Source organism: Nocardia sp. NPDC004123, from assembly GCF_053603795.1.
In genome coordinates, this window is sequence record NZ_JBSGGG010000007.1 from 146,886 (window position 1) to 168,769 (window position 21,884).

Annotated in this window: 21 protein-coding genes; 11 read left to right on the forward strand and 10 right to left on the reverse strand. The window is 68.7% G+C overall.

Annotated features, from left to right (window positions below; all coding sequences use genetic code 11):
- Positions 1-64 precede the first annotated feature (64 nt).
- Both ACWEQQ_RS12105 and ACWEQQ_RS12110 read right to left on the reverse strand, forming a co-directional pair.
- A complete protein-coding gene (locus tag ACWEQQ_RS12105) occupies positions 65-1,261 on the reverse strand; it encodes a glycosyltransferase 87 family protein (protein ID WP_452341263.1) in 1,197 nt (398 codons plus the stop codon).
- An 83-nt stretch (positions 1,262-1,344) separates the two neighbouring features.
- On the reverse strand, positions 1,345-1,980 hold the full coding sequence (locus ACWEQQ_RS12110) for a TetR/AcrR family transcriptional regulator (RefSeq protein ID WP_452341262.1): 636 nt from the start codon (positions 1,978-1,980) through the stop codon (positions 1,345-1,347).
- Positions 1,981-2,154: 174 nt separating this feature from the next.
- On the opposite strand from ACWEQQ_RS12110, the gene ACWEQQ_RS12115 reads away from it, so the two are divergent.
- Together ACWEQQ_RS12115 and ACWEQQ_RS12120 are read left to right on the forward strand one after the other, a co-directional pair.
- A complete protein-coding gene (locus tag ACWEQQ_RS12115; protein WP_452348219.1) occupies positions 2,155-3,090 on the forward strand; it encodes a metal-dependent hydrolase in 936 nt (311 codons plus the stop codon).
- Positions 3,090-4,229 (forward strand): hypothetical protein, encoded by a 1,140-nt coding sequence (locus ACWEQQ_RS12120; RefSeq protein WP_452348220.1) that lies wholly within the window; start codon positions 3,090-3,092, stop codon positions 4,227-4,229. The genes ACWEQQ_RS12115 and ACWEQQ_RS12120 overlap by 1 nt, the downstream gene beginning before the upstream one ends.
- Before the next feature lie 34 nt (positions 4,230-4,263).
- Here ACWEQQ_RS12120 and ACWEQQ_RS12125 read toward each other — a convergent pair whose 3' ends face one another.
- The 3 genes from ACWEQQ_RS12125 to ACWEQQ_RS12135 all read right to left on the reverse strand — a co-directional run bounded on the left by ACWEQQ_RS12125 (position 4,264) and on the right by ACWEQQ_RS12135 (position 7,689).
- The gene (locus ACWEQQ_RS12125; RefSeq protein WP_452348221.1) at positions 4,264-5,979 is read right to left on the reverse strand and encodes a BTAD domain-containing putative transcriptional regulator; all 1,716 of its coding nucleotides are present in this window, start codon (positions 5,977-5,979) and stop codon (positions 4,264-4,266) included.
- Between the two features lie 160 nt (positions 5,980-6,139).
- On the reverse strand, positions 6,140-7,165 hold the full coding sequence (locus ACWEQQ_RS12130) for an AraC family transcriptional regulator ligand-binding domain-containing protein (protein WP_452341258.1): 1,026 nt from the start codon (positions 7,163-7,165) through the stop codon (positions 6,140-6,142).
- 122 nt (positions 7,166-7,287) lie between these two features.
- Positions 7,288-7,689 carry a hypothetical protein gene (locus ACWEQQ_RS12135; RefSeq protein ID WP_452348222.1) on the reverse strand — a complete coding sequence of 134 codons (402 nt, stop codon included), beginning with the start codon at positions 7,687-7,689 and terminating at the stop codon, positions 7,288-7,290.
- A 345-nt stretch (positions 7,690-8,034) separates the two neighbouring features.
- On the opposite strand from ACWEQQ_RS12135, the gene ACWEQQ_RS12140 reads away from it, so the two are divergent.
- The 3 genes from ACWEQQ_RS12140 to ACWEQQ_RS12150 all read left to right on the forward strand — a co-directional run bounded on the left by ACWEQQ_RS12140 (position 8,035) and on the right by ACWEQQ_RS12150 (position 11,885).
- Positions 8,035-8,886 (forward strand): SDR family oxidoreductase, encoded by an 852-nt coding sequence (locus tag ACWEQQ_RS12140; protein ID WP_452348223.1) that lies wholly within the window; start codon positions 8,035-8,037, stop codon positions 8,884-8,886.
- A 12-nt stretch (positions 8,887-8,898) separates the two neighbouring features.
- Positions 8,899-10,164 carry an MFS transporter gene (locus ACWEQQ_RS12145; RefSeq protein ID WP_452348224.1) on the forward strand — a complete coding sequence of 422 codons (1,266 nt, stop codon included), beginning with the start codon at positions 8,899-8,901 and terminating at the stop codon, positions 10,162-10,164.
- A gap of 92 nt (positions 10,165-10,256) precedes the next feature.
- Entirely contained in the window at positions 10,257-11,885 is a 1,629-nt protein-coding gene (locus ACWEQQ_RS12150) for an MFS transporter (protein ID WP_452348225.1), read from the forward strand.
- 65 nt (positions 11,886-11,950) lie between these two features.
- Here the strand turns inward: ACWEQQ_RS12150 and ACWEQQ_RS12155 are convergent, their stop codons facing one another.
- Entirely contained in the window at positions 11,951-12,559 is a 609-nt protein-coding gene (locus tag ACWEQQ_RS12155; RefSeq protein WP_452348226.1) for a GDSL-type esterase/lipase family protein, read from the reverse strand.
- Positions 12,553-13,770, reverse strand: coding sequence for a glycoside hydrolase family 1 protein (locus ACWEQQ_RS12160; protein WP_452348227.1), 1,218 nt, complete (start codon positions 13,768-13,770; stop codon positions 12,553-12,555). The genes ACWEQQ_RS12155 and ACWEQQ_RS12160 overlap by 7 nt, the downstream gene beginning before the upstream one ends.
- Positions 13,771-13,918: 148 nt before the next feature.
- Here ACWEQQ_RS12160 and ACWEQQ_RS12165 point away from each other — a divergent pair, with 148 nt between their 5' ends.
- The 3 genes from ACWEQQ_RS12165 (at position 13,919) to ACWEQQ_RS12175 (ending at position 16,740) form a co-directional block, all read left to right on the forward strand.
- Complete coding sequence (locus ACWEQQ_RS12165) at positions 13,919-14,656, forward strand: hypothetical protein (RefSeq protein ID WP_452348228.1); 738 nt, start codon at positions 13,919-13,921, stop codon at positions 14,654-14,656.
- Positions 14,657-14,682: 26 nt separating this feature from the next.
- Positions 14,683-15,444, forward strand: a complete 762-nt coding sequence (locus tag ACWEQQ_RS12170) for a hypothetical protein (protein ID WP_452348229.1) — start codon at positions 14,683-14,685, stop codon at positions 15,442-15,444.
- Between the two features lie 66 nt (positions 15,445-15,510).
- Positions 15,511-16,740: a lipase family protein gene (locus ACWEQQ_RS12175; protein ID WP_452348230.1), complete on the forward strand. Its 1,230-nt coding sequence runs from the start codon at positions 15,511-15,513 to the stop codon at positions 16,738-16,740.
- A gap of 5 nt (positions 16,741-16,745) precedes the next feature.
- Here ACWEQQ_RS12175 and ACWEQQ_RS12180 read toward each other — a convergent pair whose 3' ends face one another.
- A complete protein-coding gene (locus ACWEQQ_RS12180) occupies positions 16,746-17,363 on the reverse strand; it encodes a TetR family transcriptional regulator (RefSeq protein ID WP_452348231.1) in 618 nt (205 codons plus the stop codon).
- A gap of 128 nt (positions 17,364-17,491) precedes the next feature.
- Between ACWEQQ_RS12180 and ACWEQQ_RS12185 the strand changes: the two genes are divergently transcribed.
- A complete protein-coding gene (locus tag ACWEQQ_RS12185; protein ID WP_452348232.1) occupies positions 17,492-18,823 on the forward strand; it encodes a family 1 glycosylhydrolase in 1,332 nt (443 codons plus the stop codon).
- Between the two features lie 30 nt (positions 18,824-18,853).
- Here the strand turns inward: ACWEQQ_RS12185 and ACWEQQ_RS12190 are convergent, their stop codons facing one another.
- Positions 18,854-19,663 carry an SAM-dependent methyltransferase gene (locus tag ACWEQQ_RS12190; RefSeq protein ID WP_452348233.1) on the reverse strand — a complete coding sequence of 270 codons (810 nt, stop codon included), beginning with the start codon at positions 19,661-19,663 and terminating at the stop codon, positions 18,854-18,856.
- Between the two features lie 172 nt (positions 19,664-19,835).
- On the opposite strand from ACWEQQ_RS12190, the gene ACWEQQ_RS12195 reads away from it, so the two are divergent.
- Complete coding sequence (locus ACWEQQ_RS12195; RefSeq protein WP_452341245.1) at positions 19,836-20,402, forward strand: hypothetical protein; 567 nt, start codon at positions 19,836-19,838, stop codon at positions 20,400-20,402.
- Positions 20,403-20,723: 321 nt separating this feature from the next.
- On the opposite strand, the gene ACWEQQ_RS12200 is transcribed toward ACWEQQ_RS12195, so the two are convergent.
- On the reverse strand, positions 20,724-21,479 hold the full coding sequence (locus tag ACWEQQ_RS12200; protein WP_452341244.1) for a Mut7-C RNAse domain-containing protein: 756 nt from the start codon (positions 21,477-21,479) through the stop codon (positions 20,724-20,726).
- A gap of 161 nt (positions 21,480-21,640) precedes the next feature.
- On the opposite strand from ACWEQQ_RS12200, the gene ACWEQQ_RS12205 reads away from it, so the two are divergent.
- Positions 21,641-21,832, forward strand: a complete 192-nt coding sequence (locus tag ACWEQQ_RS12205) for a (2Fe-2S)-binding protein (protein WP_379427007.1) — start codon at positions 21,641-21,643, stop codon at positions 21,830-21,832.
- Positions 21,833-21,884 lie beyond the last annotated feature (52 nt).

The following is a 21,884-nucleotide window of genomic DNA, read 5'->3' on the forward strand; positions in this document are numbered from 1 at the left end:
AATCACGATGAATAATTCGGAGTATTCGATCATCGACCATGGCCCGCCACGAATCTCGTGTATGTCAGCCGACGCGGATCGGATCCGCGACCGCTGCCCGGGGCCGCTCGACCTCGGCGCGGCGCGCCACCGACAGGCCGTACAGCAGGGCGAACACGTACACGATCACGTGGGCGTTCTCCAGAATCGGTTCGGTGTGCCAGGGTTTGGGCAGGACGAAGACGCCGACCGAGGCGAAATCCGGAGTCCACCGGTACGTCCAGGCCCCGGTGGCCACGAACAGCAGCGCCGCCGCGAGCCACCACGGCGGCCGGGTCTGCGCCCGGTGCACGAGATGGACCAGCAGCGGGACGAACCACACCCAGTGGTGTCCCCACGAGAACGGCGACACCGCACAGGCCGTCATCCCACCCAGCGTGACCGCGAGCAACCGCTCGCCGCAGCGGTCCAGCACGGCGACGAGCGTCAGGCCCACACCCGCCACCACGCCCGCGAGGATCAGCCACGACCAGACGGGCGCGCCACCCCCGGTCAGATGCGCGAGCACGCCGCGGACCGACTGGTTGGCCGGCTCGGTGTCGGGCGCGATGCGCTCGGAGTGGAAGAAGGTCGAGAACCAGTACTCGCGGGAATCACCGGGCGAGACGAGCCAGGCCAGGGCGACCGTCGCCGCCAGCGTCACCGACGCCGTCGCGGCCGAACGCCATTGGCGCAGCACCAGATACTGCACGATGAAGAAGGCCGGCACCAGCTTGATCCCGGCGGCCACCCCGACGCCGAGGCCCCGCAGCCGCCCGCCCTCGGGCCGTGCGAAGTCCCACAGCACCAACAGCATGAGCACCAGGTTGATCTGCCCGTAGAACAGCGTGGTGCGCACCGGTTCGAGGAAGACGCACGTAATCGCCAGCAGCGCACCGATACTCGCTACGCGTGCGTTGATCCGGTAGCCGAGCATCCGCTGGCACAGTAGGACACAGGTATACAGCACAACGAGATTCACCAGCAGAAACGCATCGGTGATCCAGGCCGCGGGCACGGCGAGCCCCGGGATGAAGACCATGGCCGAGAACGGCGTGTAGGTGTAGAGCAGCCCGCCGACGGTCTCGTCCCGATACAGCGAATGCCCGTGCAGCAAACGCCAGGCGCCCTCGCGGTAGATGTGCACATCGAGCCCGCCCGCGAGAATTCCCGCCTTCTCCAGCCAGGGATCGACCGTCGTGAACACCAGCGCCAACGCCAGCAACGCACTCAGTGCGAGCACGAAAAGCGTTGTACCGGAGCGGGAAACCTCCATCGAGCGTGAATCCGACACAAGCGATCAGCCTAGTGAGTGACCTGGCGCGATCACGACCGCCCGTTCGGCGCACCCGGCACCGTGCTCGCCTGGGCGATGATCGCCGACCCCATCCAGCGGCGCAGGTATCGCCGCAACTCCGCGTCTCCGCGCGGCGGATTGCCCGGCGAGATGAAGAACGACTGCATGGTGCGCAGCAGGAATTCCACCAGCTCGCGCAGGGATTCGTCGTCGTAGCCGTAGTGCCGCCAGTCCACGTCGAAGCGTTTGATCATGGTGATGCCGAAGGCCTGCGCCTCCGCGGAGGTGATGCCGGCGGGGTCGGCATTGGAGTAGGTGGCGGCCAGCAGGATGCCCAGGTGCGGCGTCCGGCGCACCTCGGCGAGGGTGTAGACGACGCCCTCGGTCATGGCCTCGACCGGATCGGTCATGCCGCTGACCTGTGCGGCCAGCCGGTCCAGGAAGTCGTCCACCGAGGCGATGGCCGAGGCCCGCATGAGCGCGTCCGCACTGGGGAAGTACCGGTACACGGTCTGGCGGATCACCCCGAGCGATTCCGCGACGTCCGCGATGCTGATCTCCGCACCGGTGCGCGCGATCAATTCGACTGCGGCGGCGACGATTCGACGGGATGCCTCCTCGTCGTTCTCCGGCGGACTCCCGCCCCACCCGCGCCTTCGTGCCACGGCCCGACCGTAACACGCGGGATCGTCCCGTCCAGGACGGCATACGGTCTGAGCTGGGTTTTCCAATCATACACTTGTACGTGCCTGTGTATGTTTGTATGTTCACAGCGGCATCGGAGCGCGCGACCGGGCCACCGGACCCATCCACCTCCGGAAGACGAGGTATCGCCCGACATGACGGATTTGATTGTGCGGAAGCTGACTTTCGCGTTCGAGGAACACGAGGTGCCGTTCCTCTGGAATCCCGACAACCCGGCCTTCTCCAGCATGGCCAACGCGGTGTCGTTCCTGGCCATCGGTTTCGAGAAGATGATCGTGCAGATGATCACGCAGGCCAAGCCGCAATTCAGCGACCCCGCCGTCGCCGAGGAGGCCGACGCCTTCATGCGACAGGAAGGCCAGCATTCGACCGCGCACCGCCAGCACGTGCGCGGATTGATCCGCGCCTATCCGGGATTGCAGGAGACCCTCGACGAGGTGGTCGCCGAATTCGACCGGCTCACCGCCGAGACACCGCTCAGGTATCGGCTGGCCTACACCGCCGATCTGGAAGCCACCTTCACCTCGGTCTTCAAGCTCATGCTGGACAACGAGGCGTCGCTGTTCCGGCCCGGGGACGACCGGGTCGCGTCGCTGTTCATCTGGCATTTCGTCGAGGAGGTCGAGCACCGCAGTTCCGCGCTCATCATCTTCGATGCGCTGGTGGGCAGCGATTTCTATCGCATGCGGGTGGCGCCGTCCATCTTCCGGCATGTGCTGCGGGTCGTGCGCATCGCCTGTGCGGGGTTCAACAAGCATGTGCCACTGGAGGATCGGAAGATCGACGCCATGTCGATGTTCGCGACCTACCGCTACCAGCAGTTGCTGGGCAAGCTGCTGCCGCGCTTCGCGCTGCCCTACGCGGGCCCGGGGCCGCGGGCCTTCGACAGCCTGCCGCTGGGCGAGCAGCTCGCCGCGCTGCGCGGCATCATCCGCAGCCAGCTGCCCAACCATGATCCGGCACACGAGAACACGCCGGCACTGGCCGATGTGTGGTTCGAGCGCTACCGCGACGGGTACGACGTCACCCGCTGGTACACCGCGGCCGCGACCGGGGCGGAGGCGAACTGATGGCCGGTCACTGCGCACCCACCTTCGACCAGCTCGCCCGATCGCTCGGCTTCTCCTGCGATTCGGCGGGCGGGCTGGTCGAGGTGAGAAGCCCGCTGGCACTGGAGAACTGGACGCTGCCCGTCCTCGAGCTGACCGTGATCCTCGGCTCGGTGCTCGCGCTGGTGTGGGCCATCGTGCGGCTGCGCCGCCACGGCGATCCCACCAACCTGGTGCTGTGGTTCGGCGCCACCGCGTACCTGTTCATCATCGAGCCACCGCTGTATTTCCCCGCGGCGTTCGGTATTTCGGGGCAGGTGGACACGATGTTCGCGCACAACGTCTTCACGGTGGATTTCCTGTGGGGGCGGTTGCCGCTCTACATCGTGGCGATCTATCCGTTCATGGCGACGCTCGCGTACGAGATCGTGCGCATGCTGGGGGTCTTCCGGACCTACGGCGCGATCGCCGGGGCGGCCTGCGTCGGATTCGTGCACCACGCGTTCTACGAGATCTTCGATCAGATCGGGCCGCAGCTGCGCTGGTGGGAGTGGTCGACCTCGAACCCGCTCAACCAGCCCATGTTCGATTCGGTACCGCTGCCGAGCGTCGTGGTCTTCGCCGCGCTCTGGCCGATGTCCCTGGCGTTCTGCGTGTACTGGTTCGTCGGGCGCCGCGTCGACGGCGGCGAGCGCTTCACCGGCCTGCAACTGGTGTGGCGCACCATCGTGATCGGCCTGCTGGCCTCACTCGGGACCTTCATCCTCCCGCTGCCCGCCACCGTGCTCGGAGCCGGCAGCACGACCGTCCGCGGCATCATCTACGCGCTCGAACTGATAGTCCTCACCCTGGCGGCGATCGTGCTGATGTATCGCCAATGGACACAACGACGACAGCCCGGATCGACCGATCCCGGCTACGACAACCGGTTCGTCCGCGCCTACAGCATGGTCTACCTGCTCGTCATGGCCGTCCTGTGGGCCACCGCCCTCCCCGACTTCCTGGACGCCACCGGCGGAGTCACCCGCAACGGCGACCCCATCGGTAACCTCTGGTACACCCTCGCCTGCTTCGCCATCGGCATCCTCTGCGTCGCAGCCGTTTTCACCCTGCCCACCACCGCCGCTTCGGAGCAGGAGGATTCACCCGCGACCACTTGATCGAATGCGGTACCGGCGCACCCGATCCCGATGACTAGGCGACGCTCTGCTCGGAGCAGAGCGTGGAACCGACGAAAGCCCGGATGGTTTCCAGCATCCGGTAGCGGCGGCCGTCGAACTCGACCAGGGACTTGTTCACCAGGCGGCTCAGCGGGGCCAGGATGTCGCCGGGGCCGACCTCCTGGAGGGTGTCGAGGGTCGCGCCGTCCGGGAACAGCCAGAGGCGTTGGGCCAGGCGACGTTCCGGCGCGGCGAGGGTGTCCCAGCTCCATTCGATGGCGGTGTAGAGGGAGCGGTGCCGTTCCACGGCGGAGCGGGTGCCGGCCAGTAGGCGGAAACGGTCGTCGAGGCGGCGCAGGATCTGGGCGGGGGTCATGGTGTGGACGCGGGCGGCGGCCAGTTCCAGGGCCAGCGGGATGCCGTCCAGGCGGCGGCAGATGGCGGCGATCGTCTCGTAGTTCTCGTCGGTCAGCGTGAAGCCGGATCGGACGGCGCGGGCCCGGTCGAGGAACAGGTGTACCGCGGCGGAGCCGAGAGCCTCGGCGGGGGCCGATCCGGCTGGCGGCGACGCCAAAGGCCGCACCGGGAACAGGGTTTCGCCATTGATGCCGAGGGGCTCGCGGCTGGTGGCCAGCACCGTCAGGCCGGGGCAGCGGCTGAGCACGTCCGCGACCAGCTCGGCGATATCGAGCACGTGCTCGCAGTTGTCGAGGACGAGCAGCAGCTGCGCGCCGACGGCCGGGCGGTGCATCGGGCAGGCGTGCACCGAATTCGGCTCGGCGCGCAGCCCGAGCCCGGCCAGCAGGTGCTCGCCCGCGGTGGCGGCGTCGCCGATCGCGGCCAGCTCGACCAGGCGGCAGCCGTCCGGCCAGCGGGGGGCCAGACGGGTGGCGGCCTCCAAGGCGAGGCTGGTCTTGCCGATCCCGCCGGGACCGGTCAGGGTCAGCAGCCGGGTCGAGGGCAGCAGGGCCGCGAGTCGGTTCAGGTCGGGTTCACGGCCGATCAGGCTGGTCAGGCGGACCGGCAGGGCGGGCGTGGGAGCGGCTGCGGGGCTCTGGCCGCGGTCGAGGGCGAGGACCAGCTCGCGGGACGGCGGCACGCCGAGCTCGCGGCGCAGCTGCGTACGGGTGGCGTCGAAGACCTCCCGGGCCCGGCCGGACCGGCCGGCGGCGGTCAGCGCGTGAATCACCCGCACCGCCAAGGACTCTCGCAACGGCTCGTCGCGCAGTTCCGCCTCGAGGGAGGCGACCAGCTCCCGTGCCCGTCCCAATGCGAGGTAGGCGTCGGCGCGGGCCTCGACCGCGTGCAGGCGCAGCTGGTTCAGCCGGTCCGCGTGCCAGTACAGGTCCGGATGGTCGGCCAGGTCCGCGAAGGCCGCCCCGCGCCACAGGCCGAACGCGACATCGAGGGTCCGGGCGGCGGCGGCGACCTCGCCGGCCGCCGACCGGCCGATGCCCTCCTCGGCCAGGCGCGTGAAGCGGTGCATGTCGATGTCGTCGGCCGCGATACACAGCCGATACCCGCCGCCGTCCGATTCCACCGCCGTGTGCTCCGGCAGCACCGCGCGCAGCCGTTTCACCAGTGTCTGCAGGGCATTCGCCGGATCGGCCGGCCGGGTGTCACCCCAGATGGCGCCGATCAGCGCGTCACAGGCCGTCGCCCGGCCGGGCTGCAGGGCGAGCAGTGCCAGCAGTGTGCGCACCCGCGGGCCACCGACCCGCGTCACCTGCCCATCGGTCGAAATGCCCACTCCACCAAGGAGCGTTATCTGTCCCACACTTCCCTCGCTCGACATCAACCCACTCGATTCGGCCCCCCGCATCGTCAGTTTCATGGGACGACCGGTCGGTCGACCAGGGTTGATTGCGCCAATTACAAGGCAAAAACGTGCCAATCCGGACGAGAATGCGTCAGTCCTGCCACCGTTCCACCGCGCGGCGGGCCGACCGAAGATCCTTGTAACCGAGTAATTCCGCCTGTTCCGACCGGGTGAGCGGGCCGTCCATCGCGGCCCGCTCGTACCGCCGGCGCCGGGCACGCTCGAGCTCGGTGCGCCAGGTCGTGCCGTGCTCGGCCAGCCGTCGCTGCAGCGAGCGGCGGCTCAGGAACAGGCGGGCGGCGACCTGGTCGATGGTGACCGAATCCTGCTCCAGGGCAGCCGAAATGACCAGGCCCAGATGGTCGGTCCAGGTGGTGGCGCGCGGCGGCACCACGGGCTGGGTGGTGGCCGCGTATCGCTGCAGGATCTCGGCCAGCCGCGGGTCCGCGGTGCGCAGCGGGCGGGCCAGATCCGCGGTGCTGACCGTGATGCTGTCCGCGGGTGCGCCGAAATCGATGGCGTCGGTGCCGAACAACTCGACCAGCCGGTCGTGGTTTCGCGGTGCCGACTGGTGGAACGCGATACGGACCGGGCTCACCGGCCCGTCCATGACCAGCCTGCTGCGCGTGAAAATCGCGGCCAGGCCCCACTGCGCCGCCAGTTCCCGGCCCCGGCCCTCACCATTGATCATGCCGATCTCGAAGGTGACCTCCTCCTCGGTCTCGAGGCCCGGATCCATGCGGAAGTTCGTGGTGATGGCCCCCAGGTACGTTCCGCACAGTTCCAGCCCGGTCCCCAGCGTCGGCGCGGTGCTGAAAAGGTAGTCGTACAAACCCACTTGGCCCAGGACGTAACGCTCAGCGATCTCGAGCGCCACGTCCGGGTCGCCGAGCCCGTGCTCGACCACCTCCCAGGTGCGCAGGTATCCAGCGCTGGGGACGCGATACTCCTCGCCGTCGCTCAGCGACCAGGTGGGTACCCCCGAATCCCGGGTGAGCTGTCGCGGTTCCAGTCCCGCCGAAACCGCGTGCCGCAGTATCGATTGCGGCAGCCGGACATTGTCGGTCGCCTCGACCTGCACGCGGAGCTCCTCCTCCGCCGCCGAAAGCGCAACCATCGGCCTACCTCCCTACCTCGCGCACCCGCCAGGTTCAGCGCGTTCGCTCTCACCTAGCTTGTGGCGCGACGGGAGCCGGAACAAGAGCGATCGTTGAAAGAGCGGTTCAGCCAACCGCCGGCCTACTGGGCGAAGCAGGTGCTGCCCAGGTTGACCCCTGCGCCGCCGACCTGCACGGTCGTCGTCGCGGGCGCCTGGTCACCGGTGGTGAACAGGGCCGTGATGACGTGGGTGCCGGTGGTGGAGGGTGTCCAGGCCAGCGAGGCGGTGTTGCCGGAGACCTGGAGGTTCTGGTTGCCGCGGATCGGATAGTCGTTGTCCATGAAAGTGATTCGGTAGGCGTCCTCGTCCACGGTGGCGGACACCTGGTAGCTGCAGCCGGTGCCGTAGCCGCCGCCCAGGCCGGGCGCGACGGTGACCGCGGTGATGGTGTGCGCCGCGGCCTGTGGCGCGGTGACGACCAATCCGGCTGCGACGGAAGCGAAGACGGCGATCGGGGCGATGCGGTGCGCGGCATTCGGCACGGTTGACTCCTTCAGTTGATGCGGATGTCGGTGTGGTGGAACGGCTTTCATATAACAGGACGGCCACTGACGGTGATCGGGAACCTCCTCGCGCAGATCCCGATGCGCGGCGATGCGGTCGTGGGCGACGCGGAAGATGTCGACCACGGCGGTGCAGCGGTGGCCGTCATGCCCCGCAGTCTGCGGGACCGTCCTGGCAAGCCGCTGTCAGCGCGCCGGCATCCGCCGAGCGGCCTATCCTCGCGCTCTCGACGTGATCGGGGTAACAGGCTAAGCTGACCGACTTATGAGTCAGTCTGCTTGCTTCGGATGGCGGAGACGAGCGAAAACCCTGGAAGGAAACTCATGCCTGAATCAGATCTGCTCAGCGGCCGGACCGCCGTGGTCACCGGCGCGGCCGGCGGGATAGGCGCGGCGCTCGCGGCGGAGCTGGGCGCGCGCGGAATGTCGGTCGTACTCGCCGACATCGATGAGATCGGTGTCCGGAGGACCGCCGCGGAGCTGCGGGACCGTGGCGTGCGGGCGCTCGGCTACGGGGTCGATGTAGCGGATCCGGGGTCGGTGGCGGAGCTGGCCGCGGCGAGCTATGAGGAGTTCGGATCGGTCGAACTGCTGTGCAACAACGCGGGGGTGCTGCTGTTCGGGCCGGTCGCCGACGCGACGATCGGCGACTGGCGGTGGCTGTCGTCGGTGAACGTGGAGGGGATGCTGAACTGCCTGCACGCCTTTCTCCCCCGCATGAGCCGGGCCACCGGGTGGCGGCACGTCATGAATACCGCGTCCACGCACGCGTTCCTGCCGGACACCGCCACCAGCGCGCTGTACAGCGCCACCAAGCACGCGGTCGTCGGCGTCACCCTCGGACTGCGGAGCGAGCTGGCCGACGAAGGCATCGGCGTCACCATGCTGTGCCCGGGACAGGCGGCGACCCGCATCCTCGACGCGCAGCGCAATCGGCCCGACAGTTTCGGGCGGCGGGCGCGGGAACCGTTCGGCACCGGAGTGATTCCCCTGGCGATCGAACCGCACGAGGTGGCCCGCGCTGCCGTCGACGGAATCCTGCGTAACGAACCCCTGGTCTTCGCGTTGCCCGAGTTCACCCGCGACACCTTCCGCAGTCAGGTCGAGGAGATGTGGCGGATGGCCGATGACGCTCTCGCAGCTCCGGTCGAAACACCCTGCCCTTCCAGCGATTAGGGCGGGCACGAGATGGACGAAAAGCTCGCCGCCACCGCGATGCGTACCCCCGACAGCGCTCCCCCGGCCGACCGCGCGCTGAAACGACTGCTGGCCTCGGTGCCCTTCGCCAGCGCGAGCTCCGCATTGGGCTTCGCGGTGTCGGGATACTTTCTGGCACTACAGGTTCAGGCCGTCGACGCCGACGCCAAGGTCGGCAATCTGGCCCTGGTGCAGGCGGCCGGCGCGGTGGCCGCCATGGTCGCCCAGCCGCTGATCGGGGTGCTGTCCGATCGGACCCGCACCCGGGCGGGGGCCCGCTCCCCATGGATTCTGCTCGGCGCGCTGATCGGTGCGGCCGGGCTCATCACCGCGGGACTGTCGACCACCATCGCCTGGCTGGTGGTGGCCGCCATGACCATCCAATTCGGTTTCAATGCCCTGGCGGGACCACTGTCGGCCATCCTTCCCGACCGGATTCCAATTCCTTTGCGCGGCCGGTATTCCACGCTGTCCGGATTGGGATCGATCGCCTCGGCCATTGTCGGACCGGTGCTCGCCTCGCTGTTCGCCGACCGCATTCCGCTGGGGTACTTCAGCGCGACCGGCGTGATCCTGGTGATCGTCGTGGCCTTCCTCGCGGTGAATCCGGAGGCTGACAATCGCGGCATCCCACGACCCGGATTCTCGGTGCGGGACTTCCTCACCGCCCTGTGGGTCGATCCTCGCGAACATCCCGATTTCGGCTGGGCCTTCCTCGGACGCCTGTTCATTTTCGGCGGCTATTTCATGGTGCTCACCTATCAGCTGTATCTCGCGCAGGGCTACATCGGGCTCAGCACCGGCGAAGCCGCCAAGGTGGTGCCGCTGGTCGGCGTGGTGGGCCTGCCCGGGTTCCTGGTGGCCATCACGGTGGCGGGTCCGTACTCCGATCGCATCGGCCGCCGCAAACCCCTGGTGCTGGCGGGCGGGCTGACCGTTGCCGCCTCGACGCTCATCCCGCTCGCCATCCCGACGGTGGCCGGGCTGTTCGCCGCCGGCGCGGTGACGACCATCGGCTTCGGCATTTTCACCGCGGTCGATATCGCGCTGGTCTCCGAGGTGCTGCCCGCCAAGGACGACTTCGCCAAGGACCTCGGCATTCTCAATATCGCCACCACCCTGCCCAGCGTGCTGGCCCCGGCCATCGCCGCCGCCATCGTGCACCTGTCCGGCAGCTACGGCGCGGTCTATCCGACCGCAGCCATCGTCTCCGCCCTCGGCGCGCTCGCGGTGCTGCCGATCAAGAGCGTCCGCTGAGGACGCGGGGAACCCCTCCGAACACCGAAAACCCTTTCAGGGCAACGGCTTCACCCCTCTCCACTCACAATCCCTCGAAAGGACTACCTGTCGTGACCTCCTCTGCCTCCTTCGACGGCGCCGAACCCGCCCAGCAGGTCGAACCACCGGGGATACCGCAACCCGGCTGGAATCGGCGCGCGGTCTGCTCGCTGGCCGCGCTGGTCGCCGTCGTCGAGACGCTCGCCCTCAGTTATCCGCTGGTGCCGATGGCGGAACCCGCCATCACGGCGCACTTCCATACCACCCGGGCCGGCTGGGTGATGATGCCGTTCCTGCTGGTCGGCGCCGCCACGGCGCCCCTGCTCGGCAAGCTGGCCGATCTGCACGGCAAGCGGCGAGTCCTGCTGAGCTGCCTGGCATTGTCGGCGGCCGGTGCGTTGATGTCCGCGCTCGCACCGAGCTTCGCGATCCTCCTGGCCGGACGCTGCCTGTTCGGGCTGCTGGTGCCCTGCCTGTTCCTGAGCTACTCGCTGGTCCGGGATGTCTTCCCGCCCAGGACCATTGCGCTGGCGGTGTCGATCGTGACCTCGGCGGTGGGTCTGGCCGCCATCCCCGCGCCGTATCTCACCGAACGACTGCTCGACGATCACGGCTATCGCACCGTCTTCGGGTTCTTCTTCCTCGTCACCGCGCTCGCGGCGGTGGCGGTCGCGGTCACCACGCGGGAATCGACTGTGCGGCTACCGGTTCGGGTGGGCGTGCGCGGCGCGGCGCTGCTCGGTCTCGGACTGGTGATCGTGCTCGTCGGGGTGTCGCAGGGACCGGCGTGGGGTTGGGGCACGCCGTCCACCCTCGCCTGCCTCGGCGCCGGCGCCGCGCTGATCGTCGCCTGGCTCGTGACCGCGGCCCGGACCGGGGACGCCATGATCGACATCCGGCTGTGGCGGCGCCGCCCGGTGCTGCTCACCGCCCTCGCCGCCGGATGCGTCTATGCCGCAACGGGTTTGTACGCCATGGTGCTGCCGATGCTGATCCGGACCCCGGCCATGCTCGGGCTGGGCTACGGCTTCGGCGTGACGCCCATGGGCGTCGCCGAATATCTGGTGCCGATCGGACTGCTGAGCGTGGTCGGCGGGATCGCGGTCGGTGTTCTCGCCGGCCGTCGGCTGATCCGGCCCGGTCTGCTGCTGGCGCTCGGAATGCTCTCGACCGCACTGGGTTCCGTCCTCACGGCGTATTCCCACGACAGTAAGGACCTGCTGCTGGTCTTCGCCGGGCTCGTCGGCCTCGGCACCGGCCTGGCGTACGCGGCGACGCCGAATCTGCTGATCGCGGCGGTGCCGCCCGGTGTCCAGGCGTCGACGGCGGCGCTGGTCAGCGTGTGCCAGACCGTGATTCCGGCGATCGCGCCGATCATCGCGTTCTCCATCATGAACGGCTCCCATGTCGCCGAGCTGCCGCCGATGATCACGCGGATGCTCAATGGCGCGATCGTCTACACCGAAGAGGGCCTGAAAATCGGATTCCTGATCGCGGCCGCGATCGCCCTCGCGGGGCTGCTGTTCGCACTGCTGCTGCCTCGCACCATCGAGCAGGTGAGCATCGAGGCGATCGCGCCCGAACCCGCCACGCCCGAACCGGCGGCGGCCGAAGCGGCCTCACCGGAACAGGCGGCGGCCGAACCGGCCTCACCCGAACAGGCGGCGGCCGAACCGGCCTCACCGGAACAGGCGGGCTGACCTCCCTCGAAATGCCGCTGGCCGGAACGGATTCCGTTCCGGCCAGCGGCCTGTTGCGGGAGGGCTCAGCGTTCGAGGCGCAGGGCGGCGATGCGCGGCCGGAGCACCTCGATCCAGGCGGCATACCCGGCACCCGACAAATGCAGCCCGTCACGCGTGAATTCCTGCCGCAGCGCGCCATCGGCGTCGGCGAGGGCGGGCCACAGATCGATGTACACCGCATCGGCCTGCGCGGCGATGTCCGCAGCGACGGAATTCAATTCGCGAATCCGCTCGGCGAACTTCACCCGCCGGGGCATGACGCTCTGCACGAACAATGGCGCGTGCGGGGCCCGGTCGCGAATCTCGGCGACCAGCCCGCGCAGATTCTCGGCGACCTGACCGGGCGTCTGGCCCAGCCCGAGATCATTCGTGCCGACCAGCAGGAAGACGGCCGCCGGTGCGTCGATGGCGGTGTCCAGGCGGGCTCGCAGATCATCGACGGTATTGCCGCCGATCCCGCGATTGACCGGACGCACCTGCGGGAACCACTCGTCCCACAGGCCGCCCTCGGTGATGCTGTCGCCGAAGAACACCACCCGCCCGGTGGGCGCCGGCAGCTCGGCGAATTGCGAGGCGCGCATGGCGATGGAGGTCCGGAGCATGTAGCGGCGGCCCAGCTTGTAGATCAGCACGGTTGCGTCTCCTGGCAGGCGACGACGGGCAGTACGTTCTCGCGGGCGACCGAGCCCAGCCAGGCCAGGCTGGGTTTGGGTGCCCGGGCGAAGGTCTTGCGGTCCACCGCGATGAGCCCGAAAGTCGGCCGCCAGCTGCCCCATTCGTAATTGTCCAGCGCCGACCAGTGCAGGTAACCGCGCACCGCGACGCCGTCGGCCATGGCCAGGCGCAGGTGGTCGAGTGCCGCGGTGGTGTAGGCGATGCGCCGGGTGTCGTCGGCGGTGGCGATGCCGTTCTCGGTGACCAGCACCGGAGTGCCGCCGGTGACCCGCCAGGCATGACGCACCGCGATGCCCAGTGCGTCCGGCCGATAGGCCCAGCCGGTGAGGGTGTTGCCGGGATCCTCGGCGTGCGGGATGGGACCGTCGGGGCCCACCACCCGGCTGGTGTACGCCTGGGTGCCGATGAAATCGTCGTCGCGGGCGGCCTCCAGGTACGGGTCCTCCCACAGCCGATTCGCCTGTGCCAGTTGCTCTTCGCAGCCCGGAGCGGCGACGAACGCCTGCTGCGCGACACTCCACCCGACCGCGGCGTCGGTCTCGGTCTTCACGATCTCGGTGGCGATGTGGTGCGCCTCGATCAGGATGCGGGCGGCGTCCGGGTCCGGGTCGGGCAGCGCGCCGGAAGCGAAGGCCCGCACGGCTTCCGCGTCCGGAACCGCGCGCTGCACGCCCGCCATGGTGGCGACCATGTTCGGCTCGTTGATCGTGCACACCCAGGGCACGTCGCCCAGGATCGGCGCCACCGCGCTCACGAACCGGGCGAAATGTCCGACCGCGTGCGGGTTCGTCCAGCCGCCCAGTTCGGCGAACCAGCGCGGGCCGGTGAAGTGGTGCAGCGTGACGACCGGTGTGAGACCGCAGTCGAGCGCGGTGTCGATCATGCGGCGGTAATGGGCGAGCGCCGCGAGCGAGACCTGTCCCCGCTCGGGTTCGATACGCGCCCACTCGACGCCGAACCGGTAGGCGTTCAAGCCCGCTCCCGCGAGCAGGGCCATGTCCGCGGGATAGCGGTGATAGCTGTCGACAGCGTCCCCGCTGCGCTCCGGAATGACCGGGTGTTCGGCGTTTTCGAGGGCCCACCAATCGCTGCCGATGTTGTTTCCCTCGGTTTGATGCGGGGAGGTGGCCGCGCCCCACAGGAATTCGGCGGGCAGCTTCGCGGTCATGTGCCGGCTCCCTCATAGCGTCGATGCATTGTCGGAATCCTTTCCGCACGGAATGTGCCTATTTTCGTTTGGCGATTTTATAGCAGACTGACTCATCAGTCGGTACGCTCTCCGGCGGTAAGGCAGTACGAACAATCGAGGTATTCCCATGAAGAATCGTCGCGCGGGTCTGATCGCCGCCTGTGCCGTTGCCGGTGTGGCCGTCACCGCGGCCACCGCGAACGCGGCTCCCGAACAATCCGTCGCACCGGTCGGCTACCACGCCGGCCTGACCGACGGCACCGTGGTGGTCAGCCTGGACCACGGCACCTTCGCCCCGGCCGCCGCGGACGCCATCGGCATTCGCGATGACGCGGGCACCGTGCTGGACTCGCTGCCGCTGGCCTACACCGTCGACGGGCAGCGGCTCGCCATTCGCCAGCAGGTGTCCGACGACGGCCGCACGCTGCGCCTGACGCCCGACGCGGCGGCCGTCGACCGCTCGGCGCTGACTCCCATCGCGACGCCGCTGACCCCGGTCGCCTCGCCGCTGGAGAACCAGCTGGCCATGAACGACATGATCAACTCCGTCAGCATCGGCACCTCGGTGGGCAGCCTGATCGGCACCGCCATCGGCGCGGTCATCGGCATCGGCGTCGGGTTCACTGTGGCGGGCGCGTCCTGCCTGGTCCTGAGCCTGGGCTGCGTGATCGCCGTGCTGCCGATCGTGAGCCTGGTGGGCGGCGTCGGCGGCCTGGCCGGGTTGGTCATCGGCGGCGGGCCCGCGGCCGCCTACGCCGTCTACCAGTACATCACCGCGCTCAATGCGGCTCCGGGACAGAGCATTTACGCCAAGGACCTCCAGGGCAGGCCGGGCGTTCCGGCCGCGCCGGCCGAGGGCAACTGAGCCGGGAAGCACCGAGGAACTCCGAGATGAACCTTCGCGCAACGCTTTCCGTCGCGTCCCTGACCGTGTGCGCGGTCGCCGCCGGGACCGGCACCGCCCTCGCCGAACCCGCCGCCGAGCCCACTGCCCAGCCCACGGTCGCCGCCCGGGTGGTCGGCGACTCCGTGCTGGCCGTGCTGGATCACGCACTGTTCACCGCCACTGCCGACGGGCAGGGAGTCGAAATCCACACCCTGGACGGGCAATCCGCCCTCAGCCTGCCGGCCGGATTTCTGCTCGACGGCGTGCTGCACCCGATGCGGTACCGGGTCATGGACTCCGGGCGCGCTCTGACCCTGACACCGGACACCGGGCTGAAACCGGTCGCCTCGCCCATGGAGGAACAGCTGGCGGTCAACGACTTCGCCGCCAATATGGCCAAGGTGCCGCTGGGATCGATCGCGGGCGCGCTGCTGGGCGCGGCGGTCGGGGCGGTCATCGGTCTGGGCTCGTGCCTGGTGGTCGGGCCCGCGTGCCTGGCGACCGCACCCGCCGCCATCGGCGCCTTCGCGGGCGCGGGCGGGCTGCTGGGGACGCTCGTCGCCGGTGGCGCCGCGCTGGCCGACGGCGTGTGGCGTTACATCTCGACGGTGAATGCCGCACCCGGCGAGAGCATGTACGCCCACCAGGGCGGCGTGCTCGATCCGAACGGCACCGGCGTCCCCGACGCCGTGCTGCGCATGCCCCCGTCGATCGGGTCGGGCAGCAGCAGCGGCGGGTCCGGCAGCAGCAGCGGGTCCGGTAGCTAGACCCGGAACGGCCGGTGGGGCGGCGGGCCGACGACGATTCGACAATCAACCGAGAGAGTGCATTTCATGGTTTCGCGTCTTGTGGTCACTGCCGCACTGGCCGTCGCCGCGGCGGCGGCCACCGTGCCGATGTCCGCCACCGTCCCGGCATCCGCCGGGGAGCCTCCGGCCGTTTCCGTTGTGCCAAACCAGGATCCGTTCTACGCCCCGCCACCCGATATCGGCGCCCTGCGCAACGGCCAGGTGGTGGCGGGGCGGGAGATCGGCACCAAGCTGCCGGTCCCGGTGCGGGCCTGGCAGGTGTCGTATCGCACCAATGATTCGCTGGGGAACCCGGAGCTCGGCGTCACCACACTGCTGGTGCCGACCGCGCCATGGACCGGCCCGGGCTCCCGGCCCGCCGTGTCCGAACAGATTCCGGAGGACTCCACCGGCACCCGGTGCGCGCCCTCGTACGGAATAGCCACGGGCACTTTGCAATCCGGTGATCAGATCGCCGCCATGCTGGCCGAGGGCTGGGCGGTGGCGGTACCCGATTTCGAGGGGCCGAAGTCGGCCTTCCTCACCGGCCCGCAGTCCGGGCACGCCATCCTGGACGGGGTCCGGGCCGCCGGGGCATTCACGCCCGCCGGGCTCGGATCGGATACCCGCTGGGCGCTGGACGGTTACTCCGGCGGAGCGGCGGCCACCGGCTGGGCGGCGGAACTACAGCCCGCCTACGCGCCCGAGCTCACCTTCGCCGGAGCCGCCCTCGGCGGGGTGCCCGCCAATCTGCCGGCGGTCATGAAAAACGTTGACGGCGGGTTGTTCTCGGGCTTTCTGGTCGGCGTGCTGGTGTCGTATCAGCGCGAGTTCCCCGACGCTCGCATCGACGAGTTGCTCAACGAGCGCGGCCGGGCGGACACCGCGGCCGCCGCCGACGTGTGCGTCATCGAACTGCTGATTCGCTTCCCGTCCTGGCGGCTGGCCGCGGCCACCGCCGACGGTTACCACGACGACACCCGGCTGACCGAAGCGCTGCAACGGAATTCGCTCGGCGGCGGCGCACCGACGATGCCCATCCTCGACTACCAATCCGACTCGGACGAAGTCGTGCCGGTCGCCCAGGCCGACGATCTGGTCGCGGCCTGGCGACGCGGCGGCACGACCGTCGTCACCGTGCGCGACCCGATCGGCGAGCACGGCCTGGAGGCGTCGAATCGGCAGGCCACGGCGCAGCAGTTCCTGCGGGAACGATTCGCCGGTGGCCCGGTCGTCAATGCCGACCTGGATCGCCCGGTGGGACCGGGGCAGTGAGAAGGTCAGTCCTGATCCGGGGCCAGATCCCGGCGCAGCAGGCCGGTGAGCATCCGGACCGCGCCCACCATGTCCAGCGAGTCGTCGCGCAGCCAGAGTTCGGTAAGACCGGTCAGGGCGCCCACCAGCAGCAGCGCGGCGGCCTCGGCATCGACGTCGGCACGAATATCGCCGGCGGCGGCGCTCTGCTCGATCACCCGGGCCAGGTTGTCGCGGTAGGTCCGGATGCGCTGATTCGACCACTCGTGCGCCACATCCGGGGCATCGGCGGAGCCGAAGAGGGCCAGATGGCTCAACCGGGTGAGCTCCGGATCGGCCCGATTGCGCTCGGCCAGATCATCGACGATCTCGAGCGCGCGCAGCACCGCCGGACCCTGGTACTCGCGATCGACCTCGACCGCGTCGAACGCCTGCTGATCGCGTTCGGCCAGCACCGCCGACAGCAGCGCCTCCTTGCTGGAGAAATGGTGCAACACCCCGGACCGCGTGATGCCCGCCGCGGCCGCGACCGCCGCCAGCGAGGTGCCGCGGTACCCGTTCTCGGCGAACAGGGTCATCGCGGCGGCCAGGATCTGGCCGCGCCGCGCCGCGCCCGACTGTTCGGCGTCGCGTGTTCGCGCCATGCGTCCGACCTCCCACCCGCCGAACGGGTTTCGTTTGCACCGACATTGTCCTCGCCAGCCTACTGTCCAGTCATGCGGCCGGATCACGGGGGCAAGCGCCGCCGACTTCCCAGGAGAAGGAGCATCACATGATCACCTCGGGTGCGCGCCGCGCCACACGGGCCGGCCGCCGGGCGATCCTCGCCGTCGCGACGGCAGTGGCGGCCGGTGCGCTGGCTCCGGCCGCGGCGCAGGCGGATTCGCCGCCCGGACTCGGTGCTTCACCGTCCGGACTCGGTCCGGACTTTCTGTGGGGCGTCTCGTCGTCGGGATTTCAGAGCGAAGGCGCTGCGCCGGACAGCAATTGGAGCAGGCTGGCGGCCTCGGGCCGGATGTCCGACCCGTACGGCGATTCGGTCGACTTCTATCACCGCTACGCGCAGGACATCCGCCTCGCCGCGGACCTCGGCGTCAAGGTGTACCGGATCAGTGTCGAATGGGCGCGCGTGCAACCCGAGCCGGATCGCTGGGACGAGCAGGGATTCGCCTTCTACGACAGGGTGATCGCCGCGATTCGCGCCGCCGGCATGCGACCGATGATCACCCTCGACCACTGGGTGTATCCCGGCTGGGCGGACGATCGCGGCGGGTGGAGCGATCCCGGCATGCCCGACGCCTGGCTCGCCAATGCCCGGCGGGTGGTCGACCGGTATGCCGGCGCCGACCCGCTGTGGGTCACCATCAATGAGCCGACCGCCTACGCCGGACTCGCCGCGGCCTACGGCGGACTGCCGGTGACCGAGCTGCCCGCGATGTTCGATCGGCTGGCCACCGTCCACGAGGCGATCTACGACTACATCCACGCGCGCACCCCCGATGCCATGGTGACCAGCAATGTCGCCTATCTCAGCGGGCTGGAATCCCTGTCCGAGCGGCCCTTCGAGGATCGGATCGCGAATGCGCTCGACTACATCGGCATCGACTACTACTACGGCGACCCGCCGGGTCCCGAGATCGCGGCGGGCCGCCCGTGGGAGAGCGCGCTCCAACCCGAGGGCATCTACTACGCGCTCCGCCACTACGCCCGCGCCTTCCCCGGAAAGCCGCTCTACATAGTCGAAAACGGCATGCCCACGGAAAACGCCGAGCCCCGCGCCGACGGCTACACCCGCGCCGACAACCTGCGCGACTCCATCTACTGGGTCCAGCGCGCCAGGGCGGACGGCATGAACATCATCGGCTACAACTACTGGAGCCTCACCGACAACTACGAATGGGGTTCCTACACACCGCGATTCGGCCTCTACACGGTCGACGTCCGGACCGACCCCACCCTCACCCGCCACCCCACCGACGCCGTCCCCGCCTACCGCGCCATCATCACCGCCAACAGCGTCCCCGCCGACTACTACCCGACCCGTTCCCCACTCCCCTGCTCCATCGTCGACCCACCCACCAGCTGCACCGAACCGGTGCGCTGATCGGGGCCCGGCGCGGCAGGGTCGCGGCGCTCAGATCTTCTTGCCCACGGCGCCGTAGAGCGACACGACCTTGTCGTGGCCGGGTGGGTGGTCGATGCCCTCGCTGCGCCAGCGGTGGATCACCTCCACGCCGGGGGGCACCAGTTCCAGGCCGTCGAACAGGCGCTCGACCTCGGCGCGGGTGCGGGGGCGGACGGGAATTCCACGGTCGATGTAGACCTGTAGCAGGCGGGCCATACCGTCGGGATCCGAGTCGCCGTCGTCGAAGTCCGTTGTCACATGCGAGATCGCGAGGTAGGAACCCGGAGCCAGGGGCTGCATGAGAGTCTGGACGATCTCGTGGACGTCGCCGGGCACGAAATGGAGCAGCGCCATCAGGGAGACGGCCACCGGCTGCGAAAGATCCAGTGTTTCCCGCAGTTCCGGGGCTTCGAGGATATCCAGCGGGCGCGCGGCGTCGGCCTGGACGTAGGCGGTGCGGCCCTCCGGCGAACTGACCAGCAGTGCTCGTGCGTGCGCGAATACGAGCGGATCGTTGTCGACGTAGACAACCCGGGAGTCCGGCGCCAGTTCCTGCGCGACCTGATGCAGATTCGGCTCCGTCGGGATACCCGTGCCGATGTCGAGGAACTGCGTAATCCCCTGCCCGGCGAGATAGCGCGTGGCATGCCGCATGAACTCACGATTCGTGCGCGCGGTCACCCGAACCGCGGGAAACTCCTGCAATGCCTTTTCGGCGGCATCACGATCCGCCTCGTAATTGTCCTTGCCACCGAGGAAATAGTCGTACATCCGAGCCGAGTGCGGCACGTCGGTGTGCAGATCGATCTGACCGGACATCGGCAAGCCCCCTGTACGATGAGATCTGAAAACCCTTATACGGCAGGTATACCCCAGCCGGACATCCCACACGACACGATCACGAACAAGTGGCGCAACGGGTACGCCGCGTCGAGGGAGAATTCGGCATCCGCCACCGGCACCGCTGTTTCAAGGCTTTTAGAATCCCGGCGTGGCTCTTACTCTTGCCGACCTCGCCGGCTACACCGACCGTGATCTCGACGGCGATTTGGACCGCTGGTTCTCCGACGCCCCGGCGGTTCAGGTGCCGGAGGAAACCCGTACGGTGGCACCGTTTCTCGCGCGTCTCGCGGCGGGGGATGCCGCTGCGCTGGAGGCGTTCGATCGTCGAGTGCGGTCTGGCCGGATGCCGCAGTTCTTGGACATCTTCTTCTGGTCGTACGGCTTCGACTTCGCCGGAAACGATTGCGGTATTCGCGATTCGGACTACACCACCGAGCTCACCGACGACGATGTGTACTCGATCGGCGCGGACGGTGGCGGAAACCTGTACGTCGTACTGACCAATGGTCAGGTGGCCGTGTGGTTCCACGAGGAGGAGGTGCTCGAGGCCAACACCCGCTTCGACAACCTCGATGTCTTCCTCTGGTCGTTCGTGCGCTACCGCGCAGTGCGCGCGGGGAAGCTCCCGCTCTCGGCAGTCGAGGCCGACTTCCTCGCGCTCGGACAGGACGGTGCACTCGTTCCCGACCTCGGCCTGCTGAGGCTCATGAGGTAAATCGGGGCTCGGCTCGCACTGGAGAAACGACGGCGCGGCGACCATGGTGGTCGCCGCGCGGTTGTACGTTTGCCCCCGAACAGATCAGTCCCCGGTAGTCTCTACCGAAATCTCGAGTCTCAGTCGTCGCTGACCACTCGATTTTCCAATCGACTTGCCGGGGGCCTGGCCGAATCCTGTGGGCTCCACCGCTCATTTTGACGGACGTCTCCATCGCCATTGCGGCGTTCTCCGGTGTTTCGGTGTATACACAAGTGTCCTCCACCTTTGCCCGTAGTCAATACATGCGGGCACATCGGTGGCAATTTTTTTCTCGGCCGGCTACGGCGACCCGATCGCGGCGCGGATTCGGGCGACGAGGTTGTTCAGGCGGGGCTGGTGCGAGCCCTCCCAATAGATCCGGCCGCACTCCGGGCACTGGCGGAAGGTGTCGTAATAGCGGCGGGTGAGGGGTTGGAGCCGATCGATGATGTCCTGTTTGGGCACGTCGGTGAGCAGGCCGCCGCAGCGCAGGCAACGGGTGAAGGGGGCCAGCCGATCGGCCAGGTCGAGGCGGCGGATCACCTCCACCAGCTGTTCGAACGGGCGGTTCGAGCGGACGAAGACGCCGTGGGTCACGTTGCGCCGCTTCAGAAGTCCGCGGTCGCGGGTGAGCAGGATGCGATTCTCCGCGGCGGCCGTCGCGGCGAGAGTGGCGTCGTCGGCGTCCCATTCACAGCGAGCGTCGAGTCCCATCAGTCGCAGCAGTGGTCCGAGCCCGCCGAGATTGACGTCGACGACGAAACGCGGATCACGCAGCGGATGGGGACGTACCCGCGTCAGCGGGCCGATATCCAGCGTCTCGAACATCGGGTAGGCGACGAGCCGATCGCCCGGCTGCGGGTGGTGGCCGAAGCCGACGGATTCGCCGTTCACCAGGATCAGATCGACCTCGGTGTGCGGGATACCCGCAGCCTCGACGACGTCTTTCACGGTCTGATGGGGACGGATCGGCCGAGGCTGCGCCGTGTACCGGACGTCCTGGTGCAGGAAGTCGTTCAGCTCGGCGTACACGCGCAGTTGGACACTGCCGGTCATATGACCATTGTCGGCCCCGGCAGCGGCATCCGGCTGTCGAGCGGCGAGCCCCCGCGAGCGCGGCCTTCCCGATTCCCCCATCCGGTGCTATAAATTAGGGGAGGCTTACCTCTGAGTGGTGGGCCTCTTCGGAAAACAACTCCCGCCAGCGAGGCCCGCCCGTGTATGTCTGCATCTGCAACGCCGTCTCCGAAGACGATGTGCACGACTGCGTTTCGCGCGGCGCCCACTCCGTCCGGCAGGTGAAACGCGCTTGCGGCTGGCGACCGGGTTGCGGCAACTGCGCAAGGCGACTGGCGGAGGTTTTCAGCCAGGCTCAGGCGTCGTCCGGCGCCGAGTCGTCAGCGGCCTGATCCGACACGCGCGCTCGCACCTCGCCAGCCCGTGTGATCTGTGCCACGATCA

Bases quoted from the DNA above. Each gene is read 5' to 3' on its own strand.
- ACWEQQ_RS12115 (WP_452348219.1), top strand. From the start codon at position 2,155: ATGACGGATTTGATTGTGCGGAAGCTGACTTTCGCGTTCGAGGAACAC.
- ACWEQQ_RS12120 (WP_452348220.1), top strand. From the start codon at position 3,090: ATGGCCGGTCACTGCGCACCCACCTTCGACCAGCTCGCCCGATCGCTC.
- ACWEQQ_RS12130 (WP_452341258.1), bottom strand. From the start codon at position 7,165: ATGGTTGCGCTTTCGGCGGCGGAGGAGGAGCTCCGCGTGCAGGTCGAG.
- ACWEQQ_RS12140 (WP_452348223.1), top strand. From the start codon at position 8,035: ATGCCTGAATCAGATCTGCTCAGCGGCCGGACCGCCGTGGTCACCGGC.
- ACWEQQ_RS12145 (WP_452348224.1), top strand. From the start codon at position 8,899: ATGGACGAAAAGCTCGCCGCCACCGCGATGCGTACCCCCGACAGCGCT.
- ACWEQQ_RS12160 (WP_452348227.1), bottom strand. From the start codon at position 13,770: ATGACCGCGAAGCTGCCCGCCGAATTCCTGTGGGGCGCGGCCACCTCC.
- ACWEQQ_RS12165 (WP_452348228.1), top strand. From the start codon at position 13,919: ATGAAGAATCGTCGCGCGGGTCTGATCGCCGCCTGTGCCGTTGCCGGT.
- ACWEQQ_RS12170 (WP_452348229.1), top strand. From the start codon at position 14,683: ATGAACCTTCGCGCAACGCTTTCCGTCGCGTCCCTGACCGTGTGCGCG.
- ACWEQQ_RS12175 (WP_452348230.1), top strand. From the start codon at position 15,511: ATGGTTTCGCGTCTTGTGGTCACTGCCGCACTGGCCGTCGCCGCGGCG.
- ACWEQQ_RS12180 (WP_452348231.1), bottom strand. From the start codon at position 17,363: ATGGCGCGAACACGCGACGCCGAACAGTCGGGCGCGGCGCGGCGCGGC.
- ACWEQQ_RS12185 (WP_452348232.1), top strand. From the start codon at position 17,492: ATGATCACCTCGGGTGCGCGCCGCGCCACACGGGCCGGCCGCCGGGCG.
- ACWEQQ_RS12190 (WP_452348233.1), bottom strand. From the start codon at position 19,663: ATGTCCGGTCAGATCGATCTGCACACCGACGTGCCGCACTCGGCTCGG.
- ACWEQQ_RS12200 (WP_452341244.1), bottom strand. From the start codon at position 21,479: ATGACCGGCAGTGTCCAACTGCGCGTGTACGCCGAGCTGAACGACTTC.